General features: G+C 70.6%; 22 protein-coding genes and 1 pseudogene. 15 read left to right on the forward strand and 8 right to left on the reverse strand.

Annotation, left to right across the window (positions count from 1 at the left end; translation table 11 throughout):
* Nucleotides 1-189: 189 nt before the first annotated feature.
* A complete protein-coding gene (locus tag ACWF62_RS02695; RefSeq protein ID WP_378570125.1) occupies nt 190-1,329 on the forward strand; it encodes an NAD(P)H-dependent amine dehydrogenase family protein in 1,140 nt (379 codons plus the stop codon).
* Nucleotides 1,326-1,805 (forward strand): carboxymuconolactone decarboxylase family protein, encoded by a 480-nt coding sequence (locus tag ACWF62_RS02700; RefSeq protein WP_378570126.1) that lies wholly within the window; start codon nt 1,326-1,328, stop codon nt 1,803-1,805. Before ACWF62_RS02695 ends, ACWF62_RS02700 begins: the two co-directional genes overlap by 4 nt.
* Here ACWF62_RS02700 and ACWF62_RS02705 read toward each other — a convergent pair.
* The 4 genes and pseudogenes from ACWF62_RS02705 to ACWF62_RS02720 form a co-directional block, all read right to left on the reverse strand.
* Nucleotides 1,802-2,524 carry a DUF1361 domain-containing protein gene (locus ACWF62_RS02705; RefSeq protein WP_378570127.1) on the reverse strand — a complete coding sequence of 241 codons (723 nt, stop codon included), beginning with the start codon at nt 2,522-2,524 and terminating at the stop codon, nt 1,802-1,804. The genes ACWF62_RS02700 and ACWF62_RS02705 overlap by 4 nt on opposite strands.
* A 96-nt stretch (nt 2,525-2,620) precedes the next feature.
* Complete coding sequence (locus ACWF62_RS02710; RefSeq protein WP_452629352.1) at nt 2,621-3,223, reverse strand: 5'/3'-nucleotidase SurE; 603 nt, start codon at nt 3,221-3,223, stop codon at nt 2,621-2,623.
* Nucleotides 3,150-3,524 (reverse strand): annotated as a pseudogene (locus tag ACWF62_RS02715) (5'/3'-nucleotidase SurE); the annotation flags it as partial. The gene ACWF62_RS02710 and the pseudogene ACWF62_RS02715, both read right to left, overlap by 74 nt.
* Nucleotides 3,525-3,638: 114 nt before the next feature.
* On the reverse strand, nt 3,639-4,595 hold the full coding sequence (locus ACWF62_RS02720) for a Dyp-type peroxidase (protein WP_452629353.1): 957 nt from the start codon (nt 4,593-4,595) through the stop codon (nt 3,639-3,641).
* A gap of 132 nt (nt 4,596-4,727) precedes the next feature.
* Here ACWF62_RS02720 and ACWF62_RS02725 point away from each other — a divergent pair, with 132 nt between their 5' ends.
* The 8 genes from ACWF62_RS02725 to purM all read left to right on the forward strand — a co-directional run bounded on the left by ACWF62_RS02725 (nt 4,728) and on the right by purM (nt 15,946).
* Nucleotides 4,728-6,014 (forward strand): M18 family aminopeptidase, encoded by a 1,287-nt coding sequence (locus ACWF62_RS02725; protein ID WP_452629354.1) that lies wholly within the window; start codon nt 4,728-4,730, stop codon nt 6,012-6,014.
* Between the two features lie 204 nt (nt 6,015-6,218).
* The gene (locus tag ACWF62_RS02730) at nt 6,219-7,589 is read left to right on the forward strand and encodes a DUF4185 domain-containing protein (RefSeq protein ID WP_378570131.1); all 1,371 of its coding nucleotides are present in this window, start codon (nt 6,219-6,221) and stop codon (nt 7,587-7,589) included.
* 201 nt (nt 7,590-7,790) lie between these two features.
* Complete coding sequence (purL, locus tag ACWF62_RS02735) at nt 7,791-10,070, forward strand: phosphoribosylformylglycinamidine synthase subunit PurL (RefSeq protein WP_452629355.1); 2,280 nt, start codon at nt 7,791-7,793, stop codon at nt 10,068-10,070.
* 73 nt (nt 10,071-10,143) lie between these two features.
* On the forward strand, nt 10,144-11,925 hold the full coding sequence (locus ACWF62_RS02740; protein WP_378570196.1) for an alpha/beta hydrolase: 1,782 nt from the start codon (nt 10,144-10,146) through the stop codon (nt 11,923-11,925).
* Between the two features lie 35 nt (nt 11,926-11,960).
* A complete protein-coding gene (locus tag ACWF62_RS02745) occupies nt 11,961-12,665 on the forward strand; it encodes a CPBP family intramembrane glutamic endopeptidase (protein ID WP_378570197.1) in 705 nt (234 codons plus the stop codon).
* Entirely contained in the window at nt 12,662-13,048 is a 387-nt protein-coding gene (locus ACWF62_RS02750; RefSeq protein WP_378509091.1) for a sterol carrier family protein, read from the forward strand. The genes ACWF62_RS02745 and ACWF62_RS02750 overlap by 4 nt, the downstream gene beginning before the upstream one ends.
* A gap of 119 nt (nt 13,049-13,167) precedes the next feature.
* Complete coding sequence (purF, locus tag ACWF62_RS02755; RefSeq protein WP_378509090.1) at nt 13,168-14,757, forward strand: amidophosphoribosyltransferase; 1,590 nt, start codon at nt 13,168-13,170, stop codon at nt 14,755-14,757.
* A 103-nt stretch (nt 14,758-14,860) separates the two neighbouring features.
* Nucleotides 14,861-15,946, forward strand: coding sequence for a phosphoribosylformylglycinamidine cyclo-ligase (purM, locus tag ACWF62_RS02760; RefSeq protein WP_378570133.1), 1,086 nt, complete (start codon nt 14,861-14,863; stop codon nt 15,944-15,946).
* A gap of 159 nt (nt 15,947-16,105) precedes the next feature.
* Here purM and ACWF62_RS02765 read toward each other — a convergent pair whose 3' ends face one another.
* The 4 genes from ACWF62_RS02765 to ygfZ form a co-directional block, all read right to left on the reverse strand.
* Entirely contained in the window at nt 16,106-16,312 is a 207-nt protein-coding gene (locus ACWF62_RS02765) for a DUF3073 domain-containing protein (protein ID WP_378509088.1), read from the reverse strand.
* A gap of 139 nt (nt 16,313-16,451) precedes the next feature.
* Entirely contained in the window at nt 16,452-17,411 is a 960-nt protein-coding gene (locus ACWF62_RS02770) for an asparaginase (RefSeq protein WP_452629356.1), read from the reverse strand.
* Nucleotides 17,408-18,067: an MOSC domain-containing protein gene (locus ACWF62_RS02775; protein ID WP_452629357.1), complete on the reverse strand. Its 660-nt coding sequence runs from the start codon at nt 18,065-18,067 to the stop codon at nt 17,408-17,410. The genes ACWF62_RS02770 and ACWF62_RS02775 overlap by 4 nt, the downstream gene beginning before the upstream one ends.
* Nucleotides 18,064-19,191, reverse strand: coding sequence for a CAF17-like 4Fe-4S cluster assembly/insertion protein YgfZ (ygfZ, locus tag ACWF62_RS02780; protein WP_452629358.1), 1,128 nt, complete (start codon nt 19,189-19,191; stop codon nt 18,064-18,066). The genes ACWF62_RS02775 and ygfZ overlap by 4 nt, the downstream gene beginning before the upstream one ends.
* A 52-nt stretch (nt 19,192-19,243) precedes the next feature.
* Here ygfZ and ACWF62_RS02785 point away from each other — a divergent pair, with 52 nt between their 5' ends.
* The 5 genes from ACWF62_RS02785 to cydC all read left to right on the forward strand — a co-directional run bounded on the left by ACWF62_RS02785 (nt 19,244) and on the right by cydC (nt 26,281).
* Nucleotides 19,244-20,116: an aminodeoxychorismate lyase gene (locus ACWF62_RS02785; RefSeq protein ID WP_378570137.1), complete on the forward strand. Its 873-nt coding sequence runs from the start codon at nt 19,244-19,246 to the stop codon at nt 20,114-20,116.
* Between the two features lie 191 nt (nt 20,117-20,307).
* Entirely contained in the window at nt 20,308-21,804 is a 1,497-nt protein-coding gene (locus ACWF62_RS02790; RefSeq protein ID WP_378570138.1) for a cytochrome ubiquinol oxidase subunit I, read from the forward strand.
* Nucleotides 21,805-21,813: 9 nt separating this feature from the next.
* A complete protein-coding gene (gene cydB, locus ACWF62_RS02795; protein ID WP_378509082.1) occupies nt 21,814-22,857 on the forward strand; it encodes a cytochrome d ubiquinol oxidase subunit II in 1,044 nt (347 codons plus the stop codon).
* Nucleotides 22,854-24,572 carry a thiol reductant ABC exporter subunit CydD gene (cydD, locus tag ACWF62_RS02800; protein ID WP_378570140.1) on the forward strand — a complete coding sequence of 573 codons (1,719 nt, stop codon included), beginning with the start codon at nt 22,854-22,856 and terminating at the stop codon, nt 24,570-24,572. The genes cydB and cydD overlap by 4 nt, the downstream gene beginning before the upstream one ends.
* Nucleotides 24,569-26,281 (forward strand): thiol reductant ABC exporter subunit CydC, encoded by a 1,713-nt coding sequence (gene cydC / locus ACWF62_RS02805; protein ID WP_452629359.1) that lies wholly within the window; start codon nt 24,569-24,571, stop codon nt 26,279-26,281. The genes cydD and cydC overlap by 4 nt, the downstream gene beginning before the upstream one ends.
* Nucleotides 26,282-26,351: the final 70 nt, after the last annotated feature.

A 26,351-nucleotide genomic window follows, 5' to 3' on the forward strand; every position in this document is an offset into this window, starting at 1 on the left:
TATCCAGGCAGGGGGGGGGGGGAAGGGGGGGGGGGGGGGGGGGGGGGGGGGGGGGGGGGGGTGCCCGTCCGACCTGGGAGACGGAAGCACAAAGCGCGAGGGGCGGGGGGTGCGGGGGAACCCCCTCCACGGCCGGTGATCTGGTTGAACCTCTGCGGGAACCTGTTTCAGGTGGGTACCGTTCCCGGCATGATCACCACCGTCGTGTGGGGCACCGGTAACGTCGGCAGGGCGGCGATCCGTGCCGTGGACGCGCACCCCGCGCTCGATCTCACCGCCGTCCTCGTCCACAACCCCGACAAGGTGGGTCGCGATGCGGGCGACCTCGGCGATGCCGGGCGCGACCTCGGGGTCGCGGCGACCGACGACATCGACGCGGTCCTCGCCGCCGGGCCAGCCGCCGTCGTGTACGCCGCCTCCGGGGACGTTCGTCCGGCCGAGGCGCTCGCCGACATCTGCCGGGCGATCCGGGCGGGCGCGGTGGTCGTCAGCCCCGCCCTGTATCCGCTCTACGACCACCGCAGCGCCCCGCCGGAGCTGCGGGACCCGATCCGCGCCGCCATCGACGAGGGGGGCGGCTCGTTCTTCGCCTCCGGCATCGACCCCGGATGGGGCAACGACGTGCTGCCGATCCTGCTCAGCGGCCTCGCGACCCGGATCGACGCGATCCGCTGCCAGGAGATCTTCGACTACACCACCTACGACCAGCCCGATTCGGTGCGCTACCTGGTCGGGATGGGGCAGCCGATGGACTACCTGCCGCCGATGGTCGCGCCGTCCGTTCCCACCATGGTGTGGGGCGGCCAGGTTCGGATGATCGCGCGGGCGCTGGGCGTCGAGCTCGACGAGATCCGCGAAACCCTGGACCGGCGGGCCCTCGACGCCACCGTCACCACCCCGGCCATGGGCGACTTCGAGGCGGGCACCCAGGGCGCCCTGCGGTTCGAGGTGCAGGGCATCGTCGACGGCGACCCCGTCATCGTCATCGAACACGTCACCCGCATCCATCCCTCCTGCGCCCCCGACTGGCCGACGCCGCCGGATGGGGACGGCGCGCACCGGGTGATCATCGAGGGCAGGCCCCGGATCGAGGTCGCCGTCGAGGCCACCGACGAGGGCGGCAACCGGTCGGCGGGCGGCAACGCGACCGCGGTCGGGCGGCTGGTCGGGGCCATCGACTGGCTCGTCGACCACGAGCCGGGACTCTACGACGCACTCGACGTGCCGCTGCGCCCCGCGGTCGGCAGGCTGGCAGCGCACGGCACATCGGCAACTCGCGGGACCCGGGCAACGCACGGGACCCCGGCACCGGAAAGGACCCCGGCATGATCATTGACCTCCCCGAGGACAAGGACCCGATCGGCTACGTGTGGGGCGAGATGGTGCCCGGCATCGGGATCCCCGCCTCCCAGTTCTCGCTGTCCGTGTACGAGCATTCGACGATCGACCTGCGCGCCTTCGAGGCGGCCCGGCTGCGGATCGCGCAGATCAACGGGTGCATCTTCTGCCAGGACTGGCGCACCGAACGCGACGGCGTCAAGGTCGAGGACGGGTTCGACGAGGCCGTCGAGAGCTGGCGCACCACCGAGACTTTCGACGATCGCACCCGGCTCGCCGCCGAGTACGCCGAACGCTACGCACTCGACCATCACGGCCTCGACGAGGAGTTCTGGGCGCGGATGAAGGCGCGGTACACCGACGCCGAGATCGTCGAACTGTCGATGAGCATCGGCGCGTGGCTGGCGTTTGGCAGGCTCAACCACGTGCTCGGCCTGGACACCGCCTGCGTGCTGCCGGGGCACTAGTCCTCGACGACGAGGTCCGGCGAGTTCGCGACCGCGTCCAGCAGCGGTCCGGCGATCAGCCCGTAGATCAGCAGCAGGAACACCGTGTGGGTGAGGCAGAACAGCAGGAAATTGGCCCACGCGCTTCGGGAGTCGAAATGGTCCCGCACCTTGCCGTACATGCGGCGCGGTGACCGGACGTCCCAGCTGTTCAGGCGCAGGTAACGGCCCAGATAGATGCCCACCGACACCAGCGCGACGAGAACCACCGGCACCGACTGCACCGGCGCCGACCGCAGTGCTGTGTTGGAGTCGCCGTATATCGCGAGGGTGAAGACGAGTTGCGCAGCGAGCACACCGAGCACGGTGTTCACCACCCCGGACATCGCGAAAGTCAGGACCGCGATGATGTCGTACCAGAGCGGAACCGATTCGTGGTCGCGGCGGTGGTTGAGGTTGAGTTCGGTGATCAAGTATCCCGAATTGGGCAGCATAAGCAGCCATGTCACGAATCCGACCACGGCCACCACGATCGCCACCGGACGCGCACCCAGTCCGCTGGCGGCAACGAAGACCGTGAGCACCACGACGAGGATCAGCAGTGGTAGCGCCGACAGGACGAAATTCTTCACCATCGGTCGGTACACCGGAGCCCGGTAGATCCACGACCGCAGGTAGATCAGCAGCAGGGCATACAGATTGAGCCCGATGGCGTACAACAGCAGCGTGCCGGCCGACATGATCGCAACCTACCCGCCGCCGCGATCTCATCGGGTCGGCGACACTCGGGCGGTGGGCCGGCATCCGGGATGGGACGCGGACCCACCGCAGGCGCGTCAGCTCAGGGACCTGACCAGGCGGGTGATCGTTGCCGCATCGGCGCGGTCCGCGGTGCGGTCGGCGTCGAGGAGGGTGAAGGTGACGAACCCGGCGTCCAGTTCGGCGAAGTCCGTTCCCGCCGCGGGCGGGGTCGCGGCCCGGCCGGGCTTGATCTCGTAGGTGGTGTCGTCGATCCGGGAGTACCGGATGTCCGCCGCGGACGCGGACGACATCGGCGTGTACTTCATGCCCTTGGGCGTGGTGGCGCCGTCCTTGAGCAGCGGGTAGTTGATGTTGAGGACGGTGCCGGGGGAGGTGCGCGGGATCCCGCCGTCGAGGATCCGCACCAGCAGCGCCGCGGTCTGGTCGTATGCGGGGACGAGCTCCGGGTCGCGGCTGGTATCGGTGCTGATCGCGATCGCGGGGATGCCGAAGCCGCCGCTCGCGACGACGGCGGCGCCGACGGTCCCCGAATAGTTGGTGTCGAAGCCCGACGTTGGACCCGACGTTTGTCCCCGACACGACGAGATCGGGCTTGGCGTCCTTGAACACCTCGTTGATCCCGAACATCGCGGACCCGGCCGGTGTCGAGGTGACCGAGTACACCTTCGGATCGCCACTCGGGTGGGCGACCGTCAGCTTGCCCTGGAAGTCGATCGCCGCCGACTTCCCGCTCTGGTTCTGCGCGGGCGCGACCATCGTCACGTCGTGACCGGCCGCGGTCAGTGCCCGATAGGTCGCGGTGATCCCCGGCGCATCCCAGCCGTCGTCGTTGGTCAGCAGGATCCGAAGCGGGGCGGGGGTGGTGTCGCCGGACGGCGGTGCCGCACTGGATCCCTCGAAGGCCGAGGCGCCGGACGCGGCGGTGAGTAGCACCGCGGCGGCGGCAACGGTGACGATCAGCGGGCGGGTGAATCGCACGGGAGTGTGTCCCTTCTCAATGACAACGGGGATGCGAAGGTACGGGTCTTCGCCTCCGGATTCGTGATCCGTGTCACTGAGTGGGACTGGGGCAGGCTCGCCGCGGTACGGCGGCTACGCCGGGGCGGCGGGCAGCGCCTCGAAGAAGTCGGCGCTCGGAGTGAAGAACGCCGAGCCCGTCACCGCGACCGAAAAGTCCAGCAGCCGATCGTAATTGCCGCGCGGATCGCCGAGGAACATGTTCTCCAGCATGCGCTCGGTGACCGCCGGATCCTTGCAGTAGCCGATGAAGTAGGTGCCCATCTCGCCGCCGACCCGGCCGTACGGCATGTTCGCGCGCAGGATCTCCAGCGCGCTGCCCTGCCCGTCCTTGATCGCGGTCAACGCCACGTGCGAGTTCGCAGGCTTGACATCGTCACCCATCTCGATGTCCTCGAGTTTCGTTCGGCCGATCACGTTTTCCTGCTCGGGCACCGGCAACGCCTCCCAGGAGACCAGGTCGTGCACGTACCGCTGCACGTGCACGTAGGAACCGCCGGCGAAGAGCGGGTCCTCGTCGCCGACCGTCACCGCCGCGACCGCCTTCGTCCCGCTCGGGTTCTCGGTTCCGTCCACGAACCCGATCAGGTCCCGGTTCTCGAAGTACTGGAAGCCGTGCACCTCGTCGACGACGGTGACGGCGTCGCCGAGCCGCTTGGTGATCTGGTGCGCCAGTTCGAAGCACGCGTCGATCGTCATCGCCCGAATGTGGAACAGCAGGTCGCCCGGTGTCGACGGTGCCTGGTGCTTGCCGCCGCGCAGCGCCGGGAACGGATGCAGGTCGGCCGGACGCGGGCCGGTGAACAGCCGGTCCCACGCGGCCGAGCCGATGCTGGCGATCAGTTCCAGGCCAGCGCCGGGCACCCGCAGTCCCACCGACCGGCGCAGCCCGGCGGCCTCGGCGAGCACCCGACGGGCGACATCCTCGCCGTCGTCGTTGATCGTGACGACCAGAAAGACCGCCGCAGGTGTCAGCGGGTAGGACACCGTCTGAGGTTCGGGAGTGGCTGCGGCGGACGATGTTTCAGGCATTCGGTACTCCCGTGATTGGGGCGGGCGGGGTAGCTGATCCGGTCCGTCAACCCTAGTCGAGCCCGGACCGGCCGGACGGGATCGGTTTCCGCGTATCGGGGCAGGCGCCCGGACGGTTCTAGGATCACGGTCATGTCCACGATGACCGATGCCACCGCTTCCGGGCTCTGTTCCTTCGTCGATGCCTCGCCGTCCCCGTTTCACGTGTGCGCGACCGTGGCGGCCGAGCTGGCCGCGGCCGGCTTCGTCGAACTGCGCGAAACCGATGGCTGGCCCGCAGCGCCGGGCCGGTACTTCCTGGTGCGCGGCGGGTCGCTGGTCGCGTGGAGCACCGAGGAGGCCGGGTCCGGGGCGGCGCCGTTCCGGATCGTCGGGGGGCACACCGACAGCCCGAATCTGCGGGTCAAGCAGCACCCCGACCTCGACTCAGCTGGCTGGCAGATGGTCGGTCTCGAACCGTATGGCGGTGCGTGGCTGAACTCGTGGCTGGACCGCGACCTCGGCATTTCCGGTCGACTCAGCGTTCGGGAGGGAAACGGACTGCGGGAACACCTGATTCGGGTGGATCGACCGATCCTGAGGGTGCCGCAGCTGGCGATTCACCTGTCCGAGGAGCGCAAGGGCGTCAGCCTCGATCCGCAGCGGCACCTGAACGCGATCTGGGGGGTCGGGTCGTCGCCGCGCAGCTTCCTCGCCTTCCTCGCCGGGGAGGCCGGGGTCGACGCGGACGCGGTGCTCGGCTGGGAACTGATGACCCACGACCTGGTGCCGAGCGTGGTCGTCGGACTGCACGACGAGCTGGTGTCCGCGCCTCGGCTGGACAACCAGGGCACCTGCTACGCGGGCAGCCGGGCGCTGCTCGCCGCGGCCGAGGCCCCTGGCGAGGCGATCCCCGTCCTCGCGCTGTTCGACCACGAGGAGGTCGGGTCGATGTCCGACCGGGGCGCCTTCTCGGACCTGCTGAACTCGGTGCTCGAGCGAATCGTGCTCGGTCGCGGCGGCGGCCGCGAGGACTTCCTGCGTGCGATGGCGGGGTCGGTGTGCGCGTCGGGGGACATGGCGCACGCCACCCACCCCAACTACCCGGACCGGCACGAGCCCGCCCATCGGATCCTGGTGAACGGGGGACCGGTGCTCAAGGTGAATCAGAATCTCCGCTACGCCACCGACGCCGCGGGCGCTGGCGCGTTCGCGTTGGCGTGCGATCGTGCCGCGGTTCCGCTGCAGCGGTACGTGCATCGCGCGGACCTGCCGTGCGGATCGACGATCGGGCCGATCACCGCATCCCGGACCGGGCTGTCCACCGTCGACGTCGGGGCGCCGCAACTCGCGATGCATTCGGCGCGGGAGCTGATGGGCGCTGCGGACGTCGCGTCGTACGCGGACGCGCTCGCCGCGTTCCTCACGCCGCAGGAGTGACCACCGGCGCCCGCACCGTGACTGTCGATCGAACATCGGATGGCGTCCGCCCGCCGACCCGGTGACGATGTGCGTACCGGGACCCACTCCAGATAACAATTGCCCCATCAGTCCCAGCAGCCACTCCGATGTCGTGGTTGGGTGGGTGCGGCGGGGCCGGGTGGGTCCGCGGGTCACGTCCGTCGATCGGGAGGACACACGCTCGTGCACAGTCCCAGTCAGTCGAAGTCGTCCGTCCTCGGCCGCGGCCGGGCCGCGGCGGTCGCCACCGGGGTCGCGGTGCTGATCGCCGCCACCGCAGCGGCGCCGTCGTCGGCGCAGTCCCTCGGGTCCTCGGGGTCCTCGGGGTCGTCGATCACCCCGCCCGGTGGGCCGTGCGGCCAGAATTCCGGCGGCTCCGCCGGTTCGATCGGCAGGGCGCTCCCGTGGATCACCGGGTCGCCCGACGGCGCGGTGCCCCGGCTGACCGGCGCAACGAAGGCGATCGAGATGGTCACCGGGCCCGGCAGCCCGAACGACACCATCAACCGGTTCAGCGTCTCCGGAACCGATCTCGGGATCATGTGGGACAACGGGGGCGCCGGCGCCGATCACCGCGTGCTCATGGCGTTCGGCGACACCGTCGGCGAGTGCGGTGTCGACGACGACGACTGGCGCAGCAACGTGCTGTTCCGCAGCTCGGACACCACGCTCGCCGACGGGATGCGAATCGACAGTTCGCCGCTGGACCGGCCCAACCACTCGAAGGAGATCATCCCCGGCTTCGGCATCCCCGGCGAGTACACCACCATCCCGACCGCGGGCATCGCGATCGGCGGCAAGCAGTACGTGCGGTACATGTCGGTCCGCAGCTGGGACACCCCCGGTGAGTGGACGGTCAACTATTCCGCGATCGCCGTCTCCGGCAACGACGGGGAGACCTGGACATCGGACGTCGCGTCGGTGCGGGCCAATGTCGACGGTCTCGGCATCCCCGGCATCCCCGCGGTGGACCCCGGCAATGCGAACTTCCAGCAGAGCGCGTTCGTGGACGGTAAGGACGGCTTCGTCTACGAGTACGGCACCCAGTCCGGCCGCAGCGGCGGTGCCCGACTGGCACGGGTGCCGAGCAACCAGATTCTGGACCTGACCGCGTACCGGTACTGGGATGGCAGCGCGTGGGTCGCCGAGATGACTCGGGCGGTGCCGGTCATCCCGGCGCCGGTCAGCGAGCTGTCCGTGCAGTGGAACGACTACCTGAACAAGTACGTCGCGATGTCCACGGACGTCACCGGGCTGGTCATCCGGCAGGCGGACCGGCTCGAGGGTCCGTGGTCCGGCAAGCAGACCATCGTCAGCTCGGTCCTGCTGCCCGGCCTGTACGGCGGGTTCATGCACCCGTGGACGCGGGGGCAGCATCTCGAGTACGTCATCACCACCTGGGATCGCTACAACGTCATCTACATGCGCACCGATCTGAGCGGGCTGCGGATGGCGTCGACGGACCAGGTCGACCGGCCGGACCCGGCGACGACCGGCGACGCGGAGCTCCTCGGTGTCGACGTCCCCGCCGAGGGGCAGACGATCGACGGCTGAGCGACCGGCGCCGGCCCGGCAGCGACCCGAAGGTCCTGCCGGGCCGGTCCGTTCGGCTCGACGGTGACCCCGCGCTGACGTGACCGTGCCCACGTGCGGTGACCAGTGCGGAAGGTGTCGGGGCAGCGGGCTAGACTTTGCGCTGGCAGCGCCTCGCCGGACTGCCCATTCGATTCCTCCAGGGAAGGGACCCGACTCCCCGTGTCACCGCAGGTCGATACCGTCACCCACGCCGCAGCGACCCCCGACGTCGCCCAGCCCTACCGGGAACTGGGACTCAAGGACGACGAATACGCCCGGATCCGGGAGATCCTCGGCCGCCGTCCCACCGACGCCGAACTGGCGATGTACTCGGTGATGTGGTCCGAGCACTGCTCCTACAAGTCCTCCAAGGTGCACCTGAAGTACTTTGGGGAGACCACCACCGACGAGATGCGGGCGTCGATGCTCGCGGGCATCGGGGAAAACGCGGGCGTCGTCGACATCGGCGACGGCTGGGCGGTCACCTTCAAGGTGGAGTCGCACAACCATCCCTCGTACATCGAGCCGTACCAGGGCGCCGCGACCGGCGTCGGCGGCATCGTCCGGGACATCATGGCGATGGGTGCCCGCCCGATCGCGGTCATGGATCAGCTGCGCTTCGGTGCGGTCGACCACCCCGACACCCGCCGCGTCGTCGACGGTGTCGTCCGCGGCGTCGGCGGCTACGGCAACTCCCTCGGCCTCCCGAACGTCGGCGGCGAGACCGTGTTCGATGCGTCCTACCAGGGCAACCCGCTCGTCAACGCGCTGTGCGCCGGCGCGATGCGGGTCGAGGACCTGCACCTGGCGTTCGCGTCCGGCGTCGGCAACAAGATCATCCTGTTCGGTGCCCGCACCGGCCTCGACGGCATCGGCGGCGTGTCCGTCCTCGCATCGGAGACCTTCGACGAGAGCGCGGGCGGGCGCCCGAAGAAGCTGCCCGCCGTCCAGGTCGGCGACCCGTTCACCGAGAAGGTCCTCATCGAGTGCTGCCTCGACCTGTACCGGGAGAAGCTGGTCGTCGGCATCCAGGACCTCGGCGGCGCCGGGCTGTCCTGCGCCACGTCCGAGCTCGCCGCGGCAGGCGACGGCGGCATGCACATCAGCCTCGAGCGGGTGCCCACCCGCGCCACCGGGATGACCGCAGCCGAGGTGCTCTCCAGCGAGTCCCAGGAGCGCATGTGCGCCGTGGTGACCCCGGAGAACGTCGACGCCTTCATGGCCGTCTGCAAGAAGTGGGACGTGCTGGCCACCGTCATCGGCGAGGTCACCGACGGCGAGCACCTCGTCATCGACTGGCACGGCGAGACCGTCGTCGACGCCCCCGCCCGCACCATCGCCCACGAGGGCCCCGTCTACGAGCGTCCGGTGCAGCGCCCGGACAGCCAGGACGCGCTGGTCGCGAACACCACCGCCGGGCTCAAGCGTCCGGAGACGGACGCCGAGCTCGAGGCGACACTGCTGAAGATGGTCGGTTCCCCGCAGCTGGCCAGCCGCAAGTGGATCACCGAGCAGTACGACCGCTACGTCCGCGGCAACACGGTCCTCGCCGAGAACGCCGACGGCGGCGTGATCCGGGTCGACGAGAAGACCGGCCGCGGCATCGCCCTCGCGACGGACGCGTCCGGCCGCTACACCGCCCTCGACCCGTACACGGGCGCGCAGCTCGCGCTGGCCGAGGCGTACCGCAACGTCGCCGTCACCGGAGCCACCCCGAAGGCCGTCTCCAACTGCCTCAACTTCGGGTCCCCCGAGGATCCGGGCGTCATGTGGCAGTTCCAGCAGGCGGTGCGCGGGCTCGCGGACGGCTGCGCGCAGCTCGGCATCCCGGTCACCGGCGGCAACGTCAGCTTCTACAACCAGACCGGCGCCACCGCGATCCTGCCGACCCCTGTCGTCGCCGTGCTCGGCGTCATCGACGACGTGCACCGCCGCATCCCCACCGGTCTCGGCCTGGAGCCGGGGGAGACGCTGATCCTGCTCGGCGACACCAACGACGAGTTCGACGGCTCCATCTGGGCGCAGGTCGAGCACGACCACCTCGGCGGTGTCCCGCCGAAGGTCGACCTCGAACGCGAACGCCTGCTCGCCGACATCCTGCTCGCCGGGTCCCGCGACGGGCTGATCTCCGCCGCCCACGACCTGTCCGAGGGCGGTCTCGCGCAGGCCGTCGTCGAGGCCGCGCTGGCGGGGGAGACGGGCTGCCGGATCCTGCTGCCCGAGGACGCCGACCCGTTCGTCACGCTGTTCTCCGAGTCCGCAGGCCGGGTGCTGGTCGCGGTGCCGCGCACCGAGGAGACCCGCTTCACCGGCATGTGCTCGGCCCGTGACCTGCCGTGGGTGCGGATCGGCGTCGTCGACGAGGGCTCCGACTCCGTCGAGGTCCAGGGGCACTTCTCCGTCACCCTCGACACGCTGCGCGCGACCTCCGAAGGAACGCTGCCTGCGCTGTTTGGATAGCCATGTGACCGACACGGAAGCGACCCGGGAACCCGGGACGGACCAGGCAGCCGCCGAACCGTCCCGGGTTCCGGTGCGTTCGGGCGAGGTCCGCGCCCTCGATCGGTGGGTCAACCGGGTCCGGGAGTGGACGGCGCCGTGGGCGCCGGAGCGGCTCGCCGACAAGCATCCGTTCGTCGCGTGGGCGTGGGGCCTGCTCAGCCTCGACTTCACCGGCATCGCGTTCGGTGCCCTGTTCTTCTGCTGGTCGCTGACCCCGTCGCTGCTGCCGCGGGACTGGCTGTACCAGGGCCTGATCGGCGGCATCACCGCGGCGATCGGCTACGCCGTCGGGTGCGTCCTCGGCTGGGGTGCGCACCGGTACTGGCTGTCGAAACTGTCGTGGTGGCCGCCCCCGACGCGGGCGACGACGCCGATCAAGGTGGCCGTGCCGGTGCTGTCGGTGATCGCCGCGCTGGTGATGCTGGTGTACTCGGCGAGCTGGCAGCGGGAGCTGGCCGCGCTGATGGGCGCCGAGGGCACCACGACCACCGGCTATCTGCGGACCCTCGGCCTGAGCGTGCTCGTCGCCGCGCTGCTGATCTCGCTGTGGCGGGTGCTGCGGGACCTGGTGCGGCTGATCGCCCGCTACCTGAACACCTGGCTGCGGGTGCCCCGGTCCGCCGCCGCGCCGATCGGGTTCGCCCTCGTCGCGTTCCTCGGCTACACCCTCGTCACCGATGTGCTCGTCAACGCTGCGTATTCGTTCGTGAACTCGGCGTTCAGCCTGCAGAACGACGAGACCAGGGAGGGCGTGGTGCGGCCGATCCGGCCGGAACGGTCCGGGAGCGTCGAGTCGTACGCGCCGTGGGACACCCTGGGATACGAGGGACGCGAGTTCGTCTACCGCGGGCTGCACGCGGACCAGCTCGCCGCGTACAACGGCGCCCCAGCGCAGGAGCCGATCCGGGTGTACGCCGGTCTCGGTACCGCCGACGACACCAATGCCCGACTCGACGTCGTGATCCGGGAACTCGAACGCACCGGCGCGTTCCAGCGGGAGGCGCTGGTCGTCATCCCGACCACCGGCACCGGTTGGGTCAACCCGACCGCCGCCGACGCCGTCGAGCTGATGTACAACGGGGACACCGCACTGGTCGCGAGCCAGTACTCGTACCTGCCGAGCTGGATCTCGTTCCTCGCCGACCGGGAGAAGGCCGCCGAGGCGGGCCGGGCGCTGGTCCACCGGGTGCACGACCGCTGGCTGCAGGAGCCCGCCGCGACCCGGCCGAAGCTGTTCGTGTACGGCGAATCGCTGGGAACCCAGGCGGGCGAGGCGGCGTTCGACGGGCTCGCCGACATCCGGGAGATGGTCGACGGGGTGCTGTGGGTGGGGCCGCCGAACACGAACCCGCTGTGGCGCACCCTCGTCGCGCGCCGCGACCCGGGCAGCCCCGAGGTTCAGCCGGTGTACTCGGACGGGCTGGTGGTCCGGTTCGCCGAGGACGCCGCCGCGATCGGCGCGGAGCCGGGGCCCTGGCTGTACCCGCGGGTGCTCTACCTCCAGCACCCGTCCGATCCGGTGGTGTGGTGGAGCCCGGAGCTGATCTTCAACCGCCCGGACTGGCTATCCGAGCCGCCCGGCTACGACCGGCTGCCGAGCATGCGCTGGTTCCCGTTTGTCACGTTCTGGCAGGTCGCCGCAGACCTGGCGAATGCGGCCGGGGTCCCGGACGGGCACGGCCACAATTACGGAACCACGGTGCTCGACGGATGGGTCGCGGTCGCCGCCCCGGACGGCTGGACGCAGGCGGACACCGAACGCGTCCGCGCGGTGCTGGACGCGAACGCGGGTCGTCAGGGCCCCGAGAAGTGACCCTCCACGACCGAGTGAACGGAACCGTTCAGTCGATTAGATCGAGTGAACGGTTCCGTTCACTCGGCGGGCGGCGGGCGCGGGACGGGGCGGTCGCGGTGGGGTGTGCGGCGCTGCTCGTCGGCTGGAACACCGCGGTCCTGCCGAGGCTCGGGCTGGGGGCCCGTGGTCGTGCGGCGGTAAACGGGCTGGCCGCCGTCGGGCTGTCCGCGGCGGCCAGGGCCTGCGGCGTCGATGATCGTGAATTGGGTTGGCGCGCGCCGGGGGCCGGTCTGCGGTGGGGGGCGGCGGCCTCGATCGTCCCCGCGGTGGCCTACCCGGCGATGCTCGCCACGCCGCCGGTGCGGACCCGGATGGCGTCCGGTGCGCGCCGCGCCGACCACACCGAATGGGTGTTCGTGCACATCCCGGTCGGCACCGTGCTCGCGGAGGAGTTGGCGTTCCGGTCCGTGCTGTACGCGCTGGCCCGCCGCGCCTCGCCCCGGTGGGCGCCCGCGTTCGGGGCCGCGGCGTTCGGGCTGTGGCACGTGACCCCCGCCAGGCACGCGGGCGACTCGGTGCCGGGGACCGTCGCGCTGACGGCCGCGGCCTCAGTGCTGTTCGACCTGCTGCGGGGGCGCAGCGGCAGCGTGCTCGCGCCTGCCCTGCTGCACCTCGCGGTGAACGCGGGCGGGGCCGTCGCCGCGGAGGCGGCGGCGGGCCGGGCGGTGCGCGGGCGTGCCGGTAGCGTGGTGCGGTGACCGCCCGCCGCAGGATCGACCCCGCCGAAATGCGGACCGCGGTGCTCGCGGTCCGGGACTGGCTGACCGACGCGGACGCCGCGCCGCCGCCCCGTCCGGAACTCGCGGCCGCGGTCCGGCTCAGCGCGCGCACCCTGGAGAACGTCGCACCCGGGTCCTCCGTCGAGGTCCGGGTTCCACCGTTCGTTGCCGTGCAGTGCCTTGAGGGTCCGCGCCACACGCGCGGCACGCCGCCGAACGTCGTCGAGACCGACCCGCGGACCTGGCTGCGCCTCGTCACCGGCGCGCTCGCGTTCGAGGACGCGGTTGCGGCGGGAACTGTGACGGCGTCGGGCAGCCGGGCCGGTGACCTCGGCCACTGGCTGCCGCTGCTGCCGATGTGACGATGCCCGCGGTGAACGCTGTGACCGGCACGACAGCGCGGCACCCGTGGTAGGTGCACCCTCTCGTTGGCCGTAGACTGGGCCTGCCCCCCGCACCCACCCCCAAAGGGAGCACCCCGGTGACTTCAGCCGACCTGTCGGTCAACAGCCCGAATCTTCTCGCACCCGCAGACCTGTCCGACCAGGATGAGCAGCCGCCCCGCGAGGAGTGTGGCGTCTTCGGCGTCTGGGCTCCCGGCGAGGATGTGGCCAAGCTCACCTACTACGGCCTGTACGCGCTACAGCACCGCGGCCAGGAGGCCGCGGGCATCGCCGTCGCCGACGGCGCGCAGGTGCTGGTGTTCAAGGACCTCGGCCTGGTCAGTCAGGTGTTCGACGAGCAGACCCTCGGCGCGATGCCCGGGCATGTCGCCGTCGGGCACTGTCGCTACTCGACCACCGGCTCCACCACCTGGGAGAACGCGCAGCCGATCTTCCGGACCACCACCGCGGGCACCGGCATCGCGCTCGGGCACAACGGCAACCTGGTCAACACCGCCGAGCTCGCCGACCGGGCGCGGGCGGCCGGGCTGATGAACAGCAAGCGGCCCGGCGGTGCGACCTCGGACTCCGACATCGTCGGCGCGCTCCTCGCGCACGCGGCGGGGGACCGGACGATCGAGCAGGCCGCGATGGAGCTGCTGCCGACCCTGCGCGGCGCGTTCTGCCTGACCTTCATGGACGAGCACACCCTCTACGCGGCGCGCGACCCGCACGGTGTCCGGCCGCTGGTGCTTGGCCGTCTCGACCGCGGCTGGGTCGTCGCCTCCGAGACCGCCGCGCTCGACATCGTCGGCGCCTCGTTCGTCCGGGAGATCGAGCCGGGTGAGCTCCTCGCGATCGACGCGGACGGCGTGCGGTCGTCCCGGTTCGCCGCCCCGACGCCGAAGGGCTGCGTCTTCGAGTACGTCTACCTGGCCCGCCCCGACACGACGATCTCGGGACGGTCGGTGCATGCGACCCGCGTCGACATCGGCCGCCGCCTGGCGAAGGAACACCCGATCGACGGCGACCTGGTGATCCCGGTCCCGGAGTCGGGGACCCCCGCCGCGGTCGGCTACGCGCAGGGTTCCGGCATCCCCTACGGGCAGGGCCTGATGAAGAACGCCTACGTGGGCCGCACCTTCATCCAGCCGTCGCAGACCATCCGCCAGCTCGGCATCCGCCTGAAGCTGAACCCGCTGCGCGACGTGATCCGCGGCAAGCGCCTGATCGTCGTCGACGACTCGATCGTCCGCGGCAACACTCAGCGCGCACTGATCCGGATGCTGCGGGAGGCGGGCGCACTGGAGATCCACGTGCGGATCGCGTCCCCGCCGGTGAAGTGGCCCTGCTTCTACGGCATCGACTTCGCGTCACCGGCGGAGCTGATCGCGAACGGGGCGGGCGGCACCAGCCACGAGCCCGGCGACGTGGAGGAGATGGTCGAGGGCGTGCGGCGCTCGATCGGCGCCGACTCGCTCGGCTACATCTCGATCGACGGCATGGTGGCGGCGACGGAGCAGCCCGCGTCCCGGCTGTGCATGGCCTGCTTCGACGGCGAGTACCCGATCGCGCTGCCGACGGAGACGTCGATCGGCAAGAACGTGCTCGAGGGCATGCTCGACAGCACCGCGGGAGCGGCGCCGAGGTCCGACAACGACAACGCGAGTGCGCTGAGTCGCCCCTGATCGGCCGCCGAGGCCGCATACTTGCGCCGGTGCATCCGGCGCCCCGTACACCCAGACAGTGCCAGGCGCACTGGCGAGATCACAGCTGGAGCTGAGAAACCCGATGACCGACGACCAGAACGCCCGCCCCGCCGGTGCCTCCTACGCCGCCGCCGGTGTGGACATCGAGGCAGGTGACCGGGCGGTGGAGCTGTTCGCCCCGCTCGCGAAGAAGGCCAGCCGTCCCGAGGTGCTCGGCGGGCTCGGCGGATTCGCCGGCCTGTTCGCGCTCAAGGGCGGCTACCGGGAGCCGCTGCTCGCGGCGTCCACCGACGGCGTCGGCACCAAGCTCGCGATCGCGCAGGCCCTCGACAAGCACGACACCGTCGGCCTCGACCTGGTCGCGATGGTCGTCGACGACCTCGTCGTGTGCGGCGCCGAGCCGCTGTTCCTGCAGGACTACATCGCGGTCGGCAAGGTCGTCCCCGAGCGGGTCGCGGAGATCGTCGGCGGCATCGCGCAGGGCTGCATCCAGGCGGGCTGTGCACTCCTCGGCGGCGAGACCGCGGAGCATCCCGGGGTGATGGCGGACGGCGACTACGACCTGTCGGCCACCGGTGTCGGCGTCGTCGAGGCGGACGCGGTGCTCGGCCCGGACCGGGTGCGTCCCGGTGACGTGGTGATCGGCATGGGGTCGTCGGGTCTGCACTCGAACGGCTACTCGCTGGCCAGGAAGGTGCTCCTCGAGATCGACCGGATGTCGCTGACCGGGCACGTCGAGGAGTTCGGCCGCACGCTCGGCGAGGAACTGCTCGAGCCGACGAAGATCTACGCCAAGGACTGCCTCGCGCTGATCGCCGAGACGGACGTGCGCACCTTCTGCCATGTCACCGGCGGGGGCCTCGCGAACAATCTGGCCCGGGTGATGCCGAAGGGTCTCGTTGCCGAACTGGATCGCGGAACGTGGAGTCCCGCACCGGTGTTCACGATGATCGGTCAGCGTGGCCGGGTCGAGCGTGCCGAGATGGAGGCGACCTTCAACATGGGCGTCGGCATGGTCGCGATTGTCGCTCCGGAGGACGTGGACCGCGCCCTTGCGGTGCTCACGGCGCGCCACATCGACTGCTGGACGCTCGGCACCGTCGCGAAGGCATCGGACAAGCAGGACGGTGAGCTGGTGCGGCTGGTCGGCGACCACCCGCGCTTCTGACGCCGAGTCACGACAGACGACGAACCGCCCGGATCCGATCGGATCCGGGCGGTTCGCGTTGTTCCGAACCTCGTCGACACCGCGCGGCACCCGGTGGGGTGCACATGCGGAAAATGAGGGAGAGCCGTGGGGCTCCCCCTCATTCGATGCTCAGCTGAGTCAGCGGCGCCAGTCGTCGGAGTCGTCGTCGTCCCAGCGCGATGCGCCGTCCTCGGAACCTTGATCGCTGTAGGACCCGTTCCGGTGGGAGCTCGACGAGCCACCCGACAGCTCGCGTTGGAGGCTGTCGAAGTTCGTCGTGGGCGAGCTGTATTTGAGCTCGCGTGCAACCTTGGTCTGCTTTGCCTTAGCCCGGCCGCGGCCCATGGCCAACCCCCTCGCGCTTTAAGCGGGGCGGCCTGGGAATTTTTGGCGGCCCCGTTTGAGTGTTTATGTCTTCCTGACAGACACTCTAGCGTGCGAATGGATCTGGCGCTCCTTCCCCTGCACAGGTGGGGTGTCTTGTTCATCTCATCGCGTCGGGAACGGCCCGGATCGTGCCGACGCGGACGCCGCCGCCGAGCACCGGCCGGGACGCGAGATCGGCGAGCTCCTCGCTCCGCTCGACGCCGATCCGGTGCAGCAGCGCGGCGGTCAGGGGCAGCCGGGCCCGCTCGTGGCCGTCGTCGATCTTGAAGGCGAACGCGGTGCCGTCCGGCAGTGCGCCCGCATGCACCCCGTCCGCACCCGCCTTGCACAGCAGACCGGGGACGGTGGACATCAACACCGCGTCGTCCCTGCCGGTGCCGGACAGCAGCCACGGTTGGTCCCGGGCCGCATCGGCGACCGCCCGCTCCGGGCTGCCCGGCGCCGCGGTGATCAGCGTGGTGAACGCCCGAGCCAGCGCGGTCAGCGACAGCGGGACGATCGGCAGGCCGCAGCCGTCGATGCCGACCTCGCTCTCGTCGTCCTCCCCGGAGAGTTCCGCGATCGTCGCGAGGATCTCGTGCTGCAGCGGATGCGACGGGTCGGTGTAGGTGTCGAGCGGCCAGCCCCGTTCCGCGCACACCGCGAGCATCGCGGCGTGCTTGCCGGAGCAGTTCATGAAGACCCGGCGGGCGTGCCCGCCGGAGGTGAGGACCCGCGCGCGGGCCGCCTCGTTCGCGGGCAGGTCCGGTGGGCACAGCAGGTCGTGCTCGGACAGGTTCCGGCGCCGGAGCAGGTTGAGCACCACCGCGACGTGCTCGGGTTCGCCCTCGTGGGAGGCGGTGGCGATCGCGAGCTCCCTGGGGTCCGCTGGGGCGAATCCGTTGCGGAGCAGCGCGACCGCCTGCAGTGGCTTGTTCGATGAGCGGGGATAGATCGGGGTGTTCACCTCGCCGAGCGCGAGGCGGGTCGCGCCTGCCGGGTCGAGCACGACCAGGGATCCGCGGTGCACGCACTCGCGGAAGCCCGACCGGACCACCTCGACCAGTTCGACGCTCAATACTCCACCCGCACCTTCAGCCCGGCGATGCGTCTGCGTGCCTTGTCCTCGACACTAGGCGACAGTCCCGGTTGGCGCGCGAGCAACTCGGCGAGGCCATCGGGGTCGCGCCCGGTGAACAGGTCGCGCACGGTCACTCCGTGCTCCGGCACGTGCGTGACCGTGATCAGGTCGCCCGCCGCGACCGGTCCGGGGGTGAGCACCTTCAGGTAGGCGCCGGTGTCGCCGCGTTCGGCGAAGCGCTTGACCCAGCCCGGTTCGGCCGCCCACACGCCGAACGTGCCGCACGGTGTCCTCGGCCCGGTGATCTCCAGTTCGAGGGTGGCACCGACCCGCCACCGGGCGCCGATCACGGCGTCGCTCGTCGCGACCCCACGCACCCGCAGATTCTCCCCGAACCAGCCGGCGGGCAGATCCCGTCCGAGGTCGGCCTCCCAGCGCACGGCCTCCGCGTCCAGGTAGGCGTAGACCGCCTTGAACACGCCCCCGTGGTGCTCGGTGTCGCACACGTGATCGCCGGCCAGGCCCTGCGCGCCGACCTCGACCGGGCCGGTGACCGGCCGCTTGTCGATCGCGGTCCGCGGCACCCGGCGGGTGCCGCTGTCCCGTTCGGTGTGGACGACGCAGACGGCGGCGACCGTGCCTGGCCCGCTCACCGGCCGCGCAACCGGTCGACGGCGGCCCGGCCCGCCTGGTACTCGTCGTGCCGGGGCACCGAGTCCGGGTCGATCGCGGCGGCCGCACCGCCAGCGGCGAGCGGCGTGTCGACGGGGACGGACCGCTTGACCAGCGCCAGCGCGATCGGCCCGAGTTCGTGGTGGTCGACCACCGTGCCGAGGCGGCCGACGGTGCGGCCGCCCGCGGTGACGTCCTCGCCCGGTGTCGGGCGAGTGTCGGCCGACCCGTCGAGGTGCAGCAGCACCAGGTGGCGTGGCGGCTTCCCCAGGTTGTGCACCCGCGCGACCGTCTCCTGGCCGCGATAACAGCCCTTGTCGAGGTGCACGGCGCCGTGCTCGGTGATCCCGCCGATCCAGCCGACCTCGTGCGGGATGGTGCGTTCGTCGGTGTCGATTCCGAGACGCGGGCGCTGCGCCGCGACCCGCAGCGCCTCGAACGCCCAGGTGCCCGCCGGTGCCGCACCCGCCTCGGTGAGGGTTGCCCACCAGTGCGCCAGCCGCTCGCGGGGGACAACCAGGTCCCACGCGTGCTCGCCGGGCCAGGGCATCGTGCGCAGGAACCCGCCGCCGGGCAGCGCGACCGCGTGGTACATGCCGGGCAGTTCCGGAATGCCCAACGCGGACAGCAGTGCGGGGCGTCGGACGTCGGGGCCGAGCAGGCCGAGCACGGCCATGTCGGGGGCGGGCGTCGGTTCGGCCTTCGCCCAGAACACCATCTTCTGCAGGAAGTCGAGCAGGTCGGCGCCGCGGCCGGGTTCGGTGTCCACCCAGGTGACGTCGGCGAGGTCGGTGAGGACGAAGTGGTGTTCGACGCGCCCGTTGATGTCGAGGCTGAGGTTCTCGGCACCCGCGCCGTCGGCCAGGTTCGCAATGTGCTGGCTGGAGATGGTGTGCAGCCAGCTCAGCCGTTCGGCTCCGGTGATGGAGAGGACGACGCGGTTCGAGCGGTCCACGATGGCGGCGGCGCGTTCGGCGCTGCGTTGCTCGCGGAGCGGGTCGCCGTAGTGCCAGGCGACGCCCGCGTCGGGGGCATCGGCGGGGCTGGGAACGGCCCCGGGCGTGGTGAGCAGCGGACTGGGGGTTGCGCGCACGGACTCGGACACGGTTCCAGTGTAGGAGCCGGTTCGGTGCGGTCCGCCGCCGTAGGGTGGGGGCATGGCTGATCAGGTGCTGGTGACCTTGGACGGCGCGGTGCATGACGCGGACGTCCCGTTCCTGCACGCCGACGACCTCGCCGCGGTGCGGGGTGACGGCGTCTTCGAGACCCTGCTGGTCCGCGACGGCGCGGCCCGCACGGTCGAGCTGCACCTGGCGCGGTTGACGACCTCGGCGTCGGCGCTGGACCTGCCGCGGCCCGACCTGGATGCGTGGCGGTCGGCGATCGCGGTCGCGGTCGGCGAATGGGACTCCGGCCGCGAGGGCGTGCTGCGGCTGGTGCTCAGCAGGGGCCGTGAGGGCGCGGGCGAGCCGACGGCGTTCCTCACCGTCGGCCCGGTCGCCGGCCGGGTTGCTGCCGCCCGGCGCGACGGGATCTCGGTGTGCACGCTGGAGCGGGGATTCTCGGTGGACGTCACCGAGACGGCGCCGTGGCTGCTGCACGGGGCGAAGACGCTGTCCTACGCGATGAACATGGCCGCACTGCGACACGCGCACGGACTCGGTGTCGACGATGTGATCTTCACCAGCAGTGAGGGTTTGGTGCTCGAGGGTCCGCGGTCGACCGTGCTGATCTCGCGGGGACGGACCCTGGTGACGCCGCCGGTCGAACACGGGATTCTGCCGGGCACGACGCAGCAGGCGCTGTTCGAGGTGGCAGGCGCGCACCGGTTCCGGTGCGAGACGGCGCCGCTGCGACCCGCCGACCTCATTGCCGCGGACGGGATCTGGCTGCTGTCCAGCGTCACCCTGGCAGCACGGGTGCACACCCTCGACGGGTTGGCGTTGCCCGTCCCGGAGATCGCCGACGAACTGTCCGGCCTGGTCGATCTCGCGGTCGACACCGTCGGTGTTGAGGAAGACGCCGCCTGATCGCGGTGTGACTCCCGGCACGGTTGGGTGCGGCGGGTGGGCGAACCGGCCTTCATCTACTACTGTCCGTCGTAGATGAAGGCCTGCGGCGTGACGCTGTGGGGGTTACCTTTTGAACCGGGACTTCAGGCGTTAGCCCACGTCGGACGTCCCGGCACGCCTGTCCCACGGGCCCTGCACAGGGAGTAGCCATGGATGCACTGGACGTCTCGCGCTGGCAATTCGGCATCACGACGGTCTATCACTTCATCCTCGTCCCGCTCACCATCGGTCTCGCCCCCCTGATCGCGATCATGCAGACGATGTGGGTGGTCACCAAGAAGGACCACTGGTACCGGCTGACGAAGTTCTTCGGCAAGCTCTTCCTGATCAACTTCGCGCTGGGCGTCGCCACCGGCATCGTGCAAGAGTTCCAGTTCGGCATGAACTGGAGCGAATACTCCCGCTTCGTCGGTGACGTGTTCGGTGCCCCGCTCGCCCTGGAGGGCCTGGTGGCCTTCTTCCTTGAGTCGACCTTCCTCGGTCTGTGGATCTTCGGCTGGGGTCGATTGCCGAAACTCATTCACCTGGGCTGTATTTGGCTCGTCGCGATCGGCGTCAACGCATCCGCCTACTTCATCATCTCGGCGAACTCGTTCATGCAGCATCCGGTCGGCGCGATCTACAACGAGGACACCGGCCGCGCGGAACTGACCAGCATCTGGACACTCCTGACGAACAACACCGCGCTGGCCGCGTTCCCACACGTGATCGCGGGGGCCCTGCTCACCGCCGCAACCTTCGTCGCGGGCATCGCCGGCTGGTGGATGGTCCGAAACATGCGGCGAGCCAAGGCAGCCGCACCCGCCGAGGCCGAGCGCATGGAGTCCGAGGCGCGGACCATGTTCCGCCCAGCCGCCCGGCTCGGGCTGTGGGTGATGATCATCGCTGGCGTCGGCCTGATCGTCACCGGAGACATCCAGGCCAAGCTGATGTTCGAGCAGCAGCCGATGAAGATGGCGTCCGCGGAGTCGCTGTGCCACACCGAGACCGACCCCAGCTTCTCGATCCTCACCATCGGCACCCAGAACAACTGTGACAGTGTCACCAGGGTCATCGAGGTGCCGTACGTGCTCGGCTATCTCGCCGAGGGAAGCTTCTCCGGCGTCACCCTGCAGGGCGTCGAGGACCTGCAGGTGCAGTACGAGGAGCAGTTCGGCCCGGGCAACTACCGTCCCAACCTGTTCGTCACCTACTGGTCGTTCCGCGCGATGATCGGCCTCGCCGCCGGATCCGCCGCGCTGGCACTGGCCGGGCTGTGGGTCACCCGGGGCGGCCGCGTGCCGGACCAGCGGTGGTACTCGTTGCTCAGCCTGATCGCGATCCCGACCCCGTTCCTCGCGAACAGCGCGGGCTGGATCTTCACCGAGATGGGTCGTCAGCCGTGGGTCGTGCACCCGAATCCCACCGGGGTGGACATGATTCGGCTGACCGTCGATCAGGGCGTCTCCAATCACTCGGTGGCCACGGTGTGGACGTCGCTGATCGTTTTCACCCTGCTCTACGCGGCACTGGGCGTCGTGTGGTTCTGGCTGATCCGCCGCTACACCATCGAGGGGCCGCTGCCGCACGACGCGCACCCGCCGGGCGAGGGCCCCGACGAGCCGGACGACTCCGGTGAGCCCAAGCAGCTGTCGTTCGCGTACTAGGAGGACGAGATGGGACTTCAGGAACTCTGGTTCATCCTGATCGCGGTGCTGTTCGTGGGGTACTTCGTGTTGGAGGGCTTCGACTTCGGCGTCGGGATGCTGATGCCGGTGCTCGGGCGCAGCAAGAACGGGTCCGCCGACAACGACACCCGTCGACGGGCCGTTCTCAACACGATCGGGCCCGTCTGGGACGGCAACGAGGTGTGGCTACTCACCGCAGGCGGCGCCATGTTCGCGGCCTTCCCCGAGTGGTACGCGACCCTGTTCTCCGGCTTCTACCTGCCACTGCTGCTCATCCTGGTCGCGCTGATTGTGCGGGTCTGCGCGATCGAGTACCGCGGGAAGATCGACGACGCAACGTGGCGGTCACGCTGGGACTGGGGCATCATCCTCGGCTCCTGGGTGCCTGCCGTGCTGTGGGGCGTCGCCTTCGCGAACATCGTCCGGGGGGTGGCGATCGATGAGAATCGACAGGTGGTGTCGGGCTTCTTCGACCTGCTCAACCCGTACGCGCTGCTCGGCGGGGCAACAACGGCGCTGGTGTTCGCGCTGCACGGTGCCGTGTTCATCGCACTGAAGACCGCCGACGAGGTACACGAGGACGCCGTCAAACTTGCGTCCCGACTGTCGATTCCGGCGGTCGTTGTCGCTGGCGCGTTCGTGCTGTGGACCCAACTCGCCTACGGGAAGGGCTGGACCTGGATCCTGGTCGGGATCGCGGCCGCGGCACTGCTCGGGGTGGTCGCGCTGACCGCGGCGGTGCGGGAGGGGTGGGCCTTCGTGCTTACCACCATCGCCGTGATCGCAACGGTGGTCCTGCTATTCGCGTCGCTGTACCCGAACGTGATGCCGTCGACGATCTCCGATGCGTACAGCCTGACGATCCACAATGCCTCGTCGAGTCCGTACACGCTGAAGGTGATGACGTGGGCGGCGGCGATCATGACCCCCGTGGTCCTGATCTACCAGGGCTGGACGTACTGGGTGTTCCGGCAGCGGATCTCCACCAAGCACATTCCGCCCTCGATCGGTCTGCCGATCAGGACCCGATGATCGGCGACGCACCGGCCGCGCCTGCAGCGGACACCGGCAGGCGCGGTCCCGTCGACCCCCGACTCTGGCGCTATTCGCGTTCGGCGCGTGGATATCTCGTCCTCTCCGTTGCGTTCTCGGTGGTGATTGCGGCCACCGTCATCGTGTCGGCGATCATGATCGGCACCGTGCTCGCCGGCGTGATCACCGATCCCGATGCCCGCACCGTCGGGCACTGGGCCGGGGAACTGGCGGTCCTCGCCGTCGCGGTCGCGGTGCGGGCGGTGGCGACCTGGCTGCAGGCCCGATACGCGCACCGGTCCGCGTCACGGGTGATCGGGGAACTGCGCGGCGAGGTCCTCGCCGCCGCGACCACCCTGCCCCCGCGTGACCTCGACCCGCGACGGGATGCCACCGCAACGGTCCTCACCCGCGGAATCGAGGGCCTGCGAGCGTATCTGACGGGCTACCTGCCCGCGTTGCTGCTCGCCGTCACGGTCACCCCGCTGACCCTGCTGGTCATCCTGTTCACCGACCTGACGTCCGCGGTGGTCGTGGTGATCACCCTGCCACTGATCCCGATCTTCATGATCCTGATCGGCCTGCTCACCAAGGGGAAGGCGGCGGCGGCGCTGCGGACGATGACCACCCTGTCCGCGCAACTGCTCGACCTGATCGCTGGACTACCGACGCTGCGCGCGCTGGGCAGGGAGGTCGGCACCGCGGACGAGGCGGGTGAACGCGGTCCGGCGGCGCGGGTGCGCGAACTCGGTGACGAGCACCGGCGCACCGCGATGGCATCGCTGCGGATCGCGTTCCTGTCGTCGATGGTGCTCGAACTGCTGGCGACCCTCAGCGTTGCCCTGATCGCCGTCAGCATCGGCCTGCGCCTGGTGTACGGCGACATGGCCCTGCGGGCCGGGGTGATCGCCCTCGTCCTCGCGCCGGAGGTCTACCTGCCGTTGCGCACGGTCGGTGCGCAGTTCCATGCGGCCGAGGACGGGATGGCCGCCGCGGACAAGGCATTCGGGGTGCTCGACGATCGGACTGAGGGCGTTGGCGGAACGTCGGCGGTACCGTCCGGCCCGGTCACGCTGCACGGCGTCGGGATGCGCAGTCGGTCCGGCTGGGCGCCACGAGCGGTCGACCTGGTGATCGCCCCCGGCCGGGTCACCGGCGTGACCGGACCGAACGGTGCAGGCAAGTCGACTGTGCTGCACGCGATCCTCGGGCTGTCCCGACCCGACGAGGGGCGGGTGCTGGTCGGCGGTACCGATGTGCGCGACCTGAACCCGGACGCGTGGTGGCGTTCGGTGGCGTGGCTTCCCCAGCATCCGGTGTTGATCCCGGGCACCCTCCGCGAGAACCTTGAGCTCACCGGACCCGTGACCGTCGACCCCGCACGGCTCGAAAGAGCCTGCGCCGAGACAGGATTCGACGCGGTTCTGCGCACACTGCCCGACGGCTGGAACACCATGGTCGGCGTCGGAGGTCTGGGCCTGTCCCTCGGGCAGCGACAGCGGCTGGCCCTGACCCGGGTGCTGGTGACCGACAGTCCGGTGATTCTGCTGGACGAGCCGACCGCACATCTCGACCCGGAGTCGGAACGCCGGGTGCTCGCCGCCGTCCGGAACCTCGCCGCGGCGGGCCGCGCCGTCCTGCTCGTCGGGCACCGACAGTCCGTGCTGGCCGCCGCGGACAGCGTCGTGCATGTCGAATCCGGGGTGCCCGCATGAGCCGGGACCCCCTGCGTCGAGCGCTGCCGCTGCTCGAACTCAGCCCGCGGCGGGTGCTGTACGCCGTCGCGGCCGGGGTCGCGACCCTGGGCAGCGCGTTGGCGCTCGCCGCACTGTCGGCGTGGCTCATCACCCGGGCCTGGCAGATGCCGCCGGTGCTCGATCTGACCGTCGCCGTCGTCGCGGTGCGGGCGTTGGGCATCTCGCGCGGGCTGTTCCGCTACCTGGAGCGGCTCGCCACCCACGACGCCGCCCTGCGCGGCACCGTCTCGGCGCGGGCGAACCTGTACCGCAGGCTCGCAACCGGTGACCCCGCAGCCCCCGCAGGTCTGCGAAGGGGAGATCTGCTGGCGCGCACCGGATCCGACATCGACGCACTGGGTGATGTGGTGATCCGCGCGTTGGTTCCGATCGCCGTGGCGCTGGTGCTGTCCGGTGCTGCGGTGGTCGGTCTGGCGCTGATCTCGCCGGCCGCGGCCGGGGTGCTGGCCGTCGCGCTCCTGGTGTCCGGCGTGCTCGCCCCGATGCTGTCGGCCCGGGCCTCCCGGATGGCCGAGACCGCTGGGGCGGAGGCCACCGCCCGGTACGCGGCGACCTCGGTGCTTGCCCTCGACCATGCGGCGGAACTGCGGGTCGCTGGGCGTCTGGACGGCGTCGTGACGCGCGCTGGCGGATACGATGCCGAGGCCGTCCGGGCCACGGACCGGGCGGCGGCACCGTCGGCATTCGCCGCGGCCGCGACCCCGCTCGCGATCGGTGCAACGGTCCTCGGCGCGCTGCTGATCGGCATCGTCGCTTACGGTCCCGACGGCGGCAGCCCGGGTGGGATGACACCAATGGCCCTCGGCATCCTGGTGCTGTTGCCGCTGTCCGCCTTCGAGGCGACCTCGACGCTGCCCGCCGCCGCGATCGCCCTGACCCGCGGCCGGGTTGCGGCCGCTCGGGTCATGGACCTCCTGGACCGCTCCGGCGACCACGTCCCGTCCGGCACCGTCGACCTGCGCGCACCCGTGCATCTGACGGCATCCGAACTGTGGTGCGGCTGGGATGGTTCCGCGGTGTCGGGGCCATTCGACCTGGACCTGGTTCCGGGGTCGCGCACCGCCGTCGTCGGGCCGTCCGGCGCGGGAAAGTCCACCCTGCTGATGACCCTCGCCGGACTGCTGCCGCCCGCGGCGGGCACCGTGCAGGCGAACGGCACCGACCTCCCGGGGGTCGACCAGCATGCGCTGCGTCGCGAGGTCGGCTACTTCGCCGAGGACGCCCACCTGTTCGACACCTCGCTGCTCGAGAACCTCCGGGTGGCGCGCGGTGATCTCGACGAGGGGGATGCGGCGGCGGTGCTCGACACGGTGGGATTGGGGGAGTGGGTGGCGTCGCTGCCGAGGGGCCTGCACACGACCCTGGAGGCGGGCGGCCGGTCGGTCTCGGGTGGGCAGCGGCGCCGAATCCTGCTTGCCAGGGCGCTGGTGTCGCCCGCCCGGGTCCTGCTCCTCGACGAACCGACCGAGCATCTCGACGCCAGGTCCGGTGAGCGCGTCCTGCGGGCCCTGCTCGACCGGGCCGGCGGGCTCGTCGACCCGGATCGCACCATTGTGGTGGTCACGCACCACCTGCCGCCGGGGACCTCTGCCGACCGTGTCGTCGAGGTCAACGGAGGCCGTTACCAAGTCGATACCGAATCCGACGAGGTCGAAACCAAGCGGTGACATGTTGGTCCGCTGAGGTGGTCCGGCCTGCTGGCATAGTGATCCGTCGGTATGCGCGGTCAACCGTCCA

The organism is Rhodococcus sp. NPDC054953, from assembly GCF_053609225.1.

Excerpts from the sequence above, each read along its gene's own strand:
- ACWF62_RS02695 (WP_378570125.1), top strand. The coding sequence starts at position 190 with ATGATCACCACCGTCGTGTGGGGCACCGGTAACGTCGGCAGGGCGGCG.
- ACWF62_RS02700 (WP_378570126.1), top strand. The coding sequence starts at position 1,326 with ATGATCATTGACCTCCCCGAGGACAAGGACCCGATCGGCTACGTGTGG.
- ACWF62_RS02705 (WP_378570127.1), bottom strand. The coding sequence starts at position 2,524 with ATGTCGGCCGGCACGCTGCTGTTGTACGCCATCGGGCTCAATCTGTAT.
- ACWF62_RS02720 (WP_452629353.1), bottom strand. The coding sequence starts at position 4,595 with ATGCCTGAAACATCGTCCGCCGCAGCCACTCCCGAACCTCAGACGGTG.
- ACWF62_RS02725 (WP_452629354.1), top strand. The coding sequence starts at position 4,728 with ATGTCCACGATGACCGATGCCACCGCTTCCGGGCTCTGTTCCTTCGTC.
- purM (WP_378570133.1), top strand. The coding sequence starts at position 14,861 with ATGACCGACGACCAGAACGCCCGCCCCGCCGGTGCCTCCTACGCCGCC.
- ACWF62_RS02765 (WP_378509088.1), bottom strand. The coding sequence starts at position 16,312 with ATGGGCCGCGGCCGGGCTAAGGCAAAGCAGACCAAGGTTGCACGCGAG.
- ACWF62_RS02785 (WP_378570137.1), top strand. The coding sequence starts at position 19,244 with ATGGCTGATCAGGTGCTGGTGACCTTGGACGGCGCGGTGCATGACGCG.
- ACWF62_RS02790 (WP_378570138.1), top strand. The coding sequence starts at position 20,308 with ATGGATGCACTGGACGTCTCGCGCTGGCAATTCGGCATCACGACGGTC.
- cydB (WP_378509082.1), top strand. The coding sequence starts at position 21,814 with ATGGGACTTCAGGAACTCTGGTTCATCCTGATCGCGGTGCTGTTCGTG.
- cydD (WP_378570140.1), top strand. The coding sequence starts at position 22,854 with ATGATCGGCGACGCACCGGCCGCGCCTGCAGCGGACACCGGCAGGCGC.
- cydC (WP_452629359.1), top strand. The coding sequence starts at position 24,569 with ATGAGCCGGGACCCCCTGCGTCGAGCGCTGCCGCTGCTCGAACTCAGC.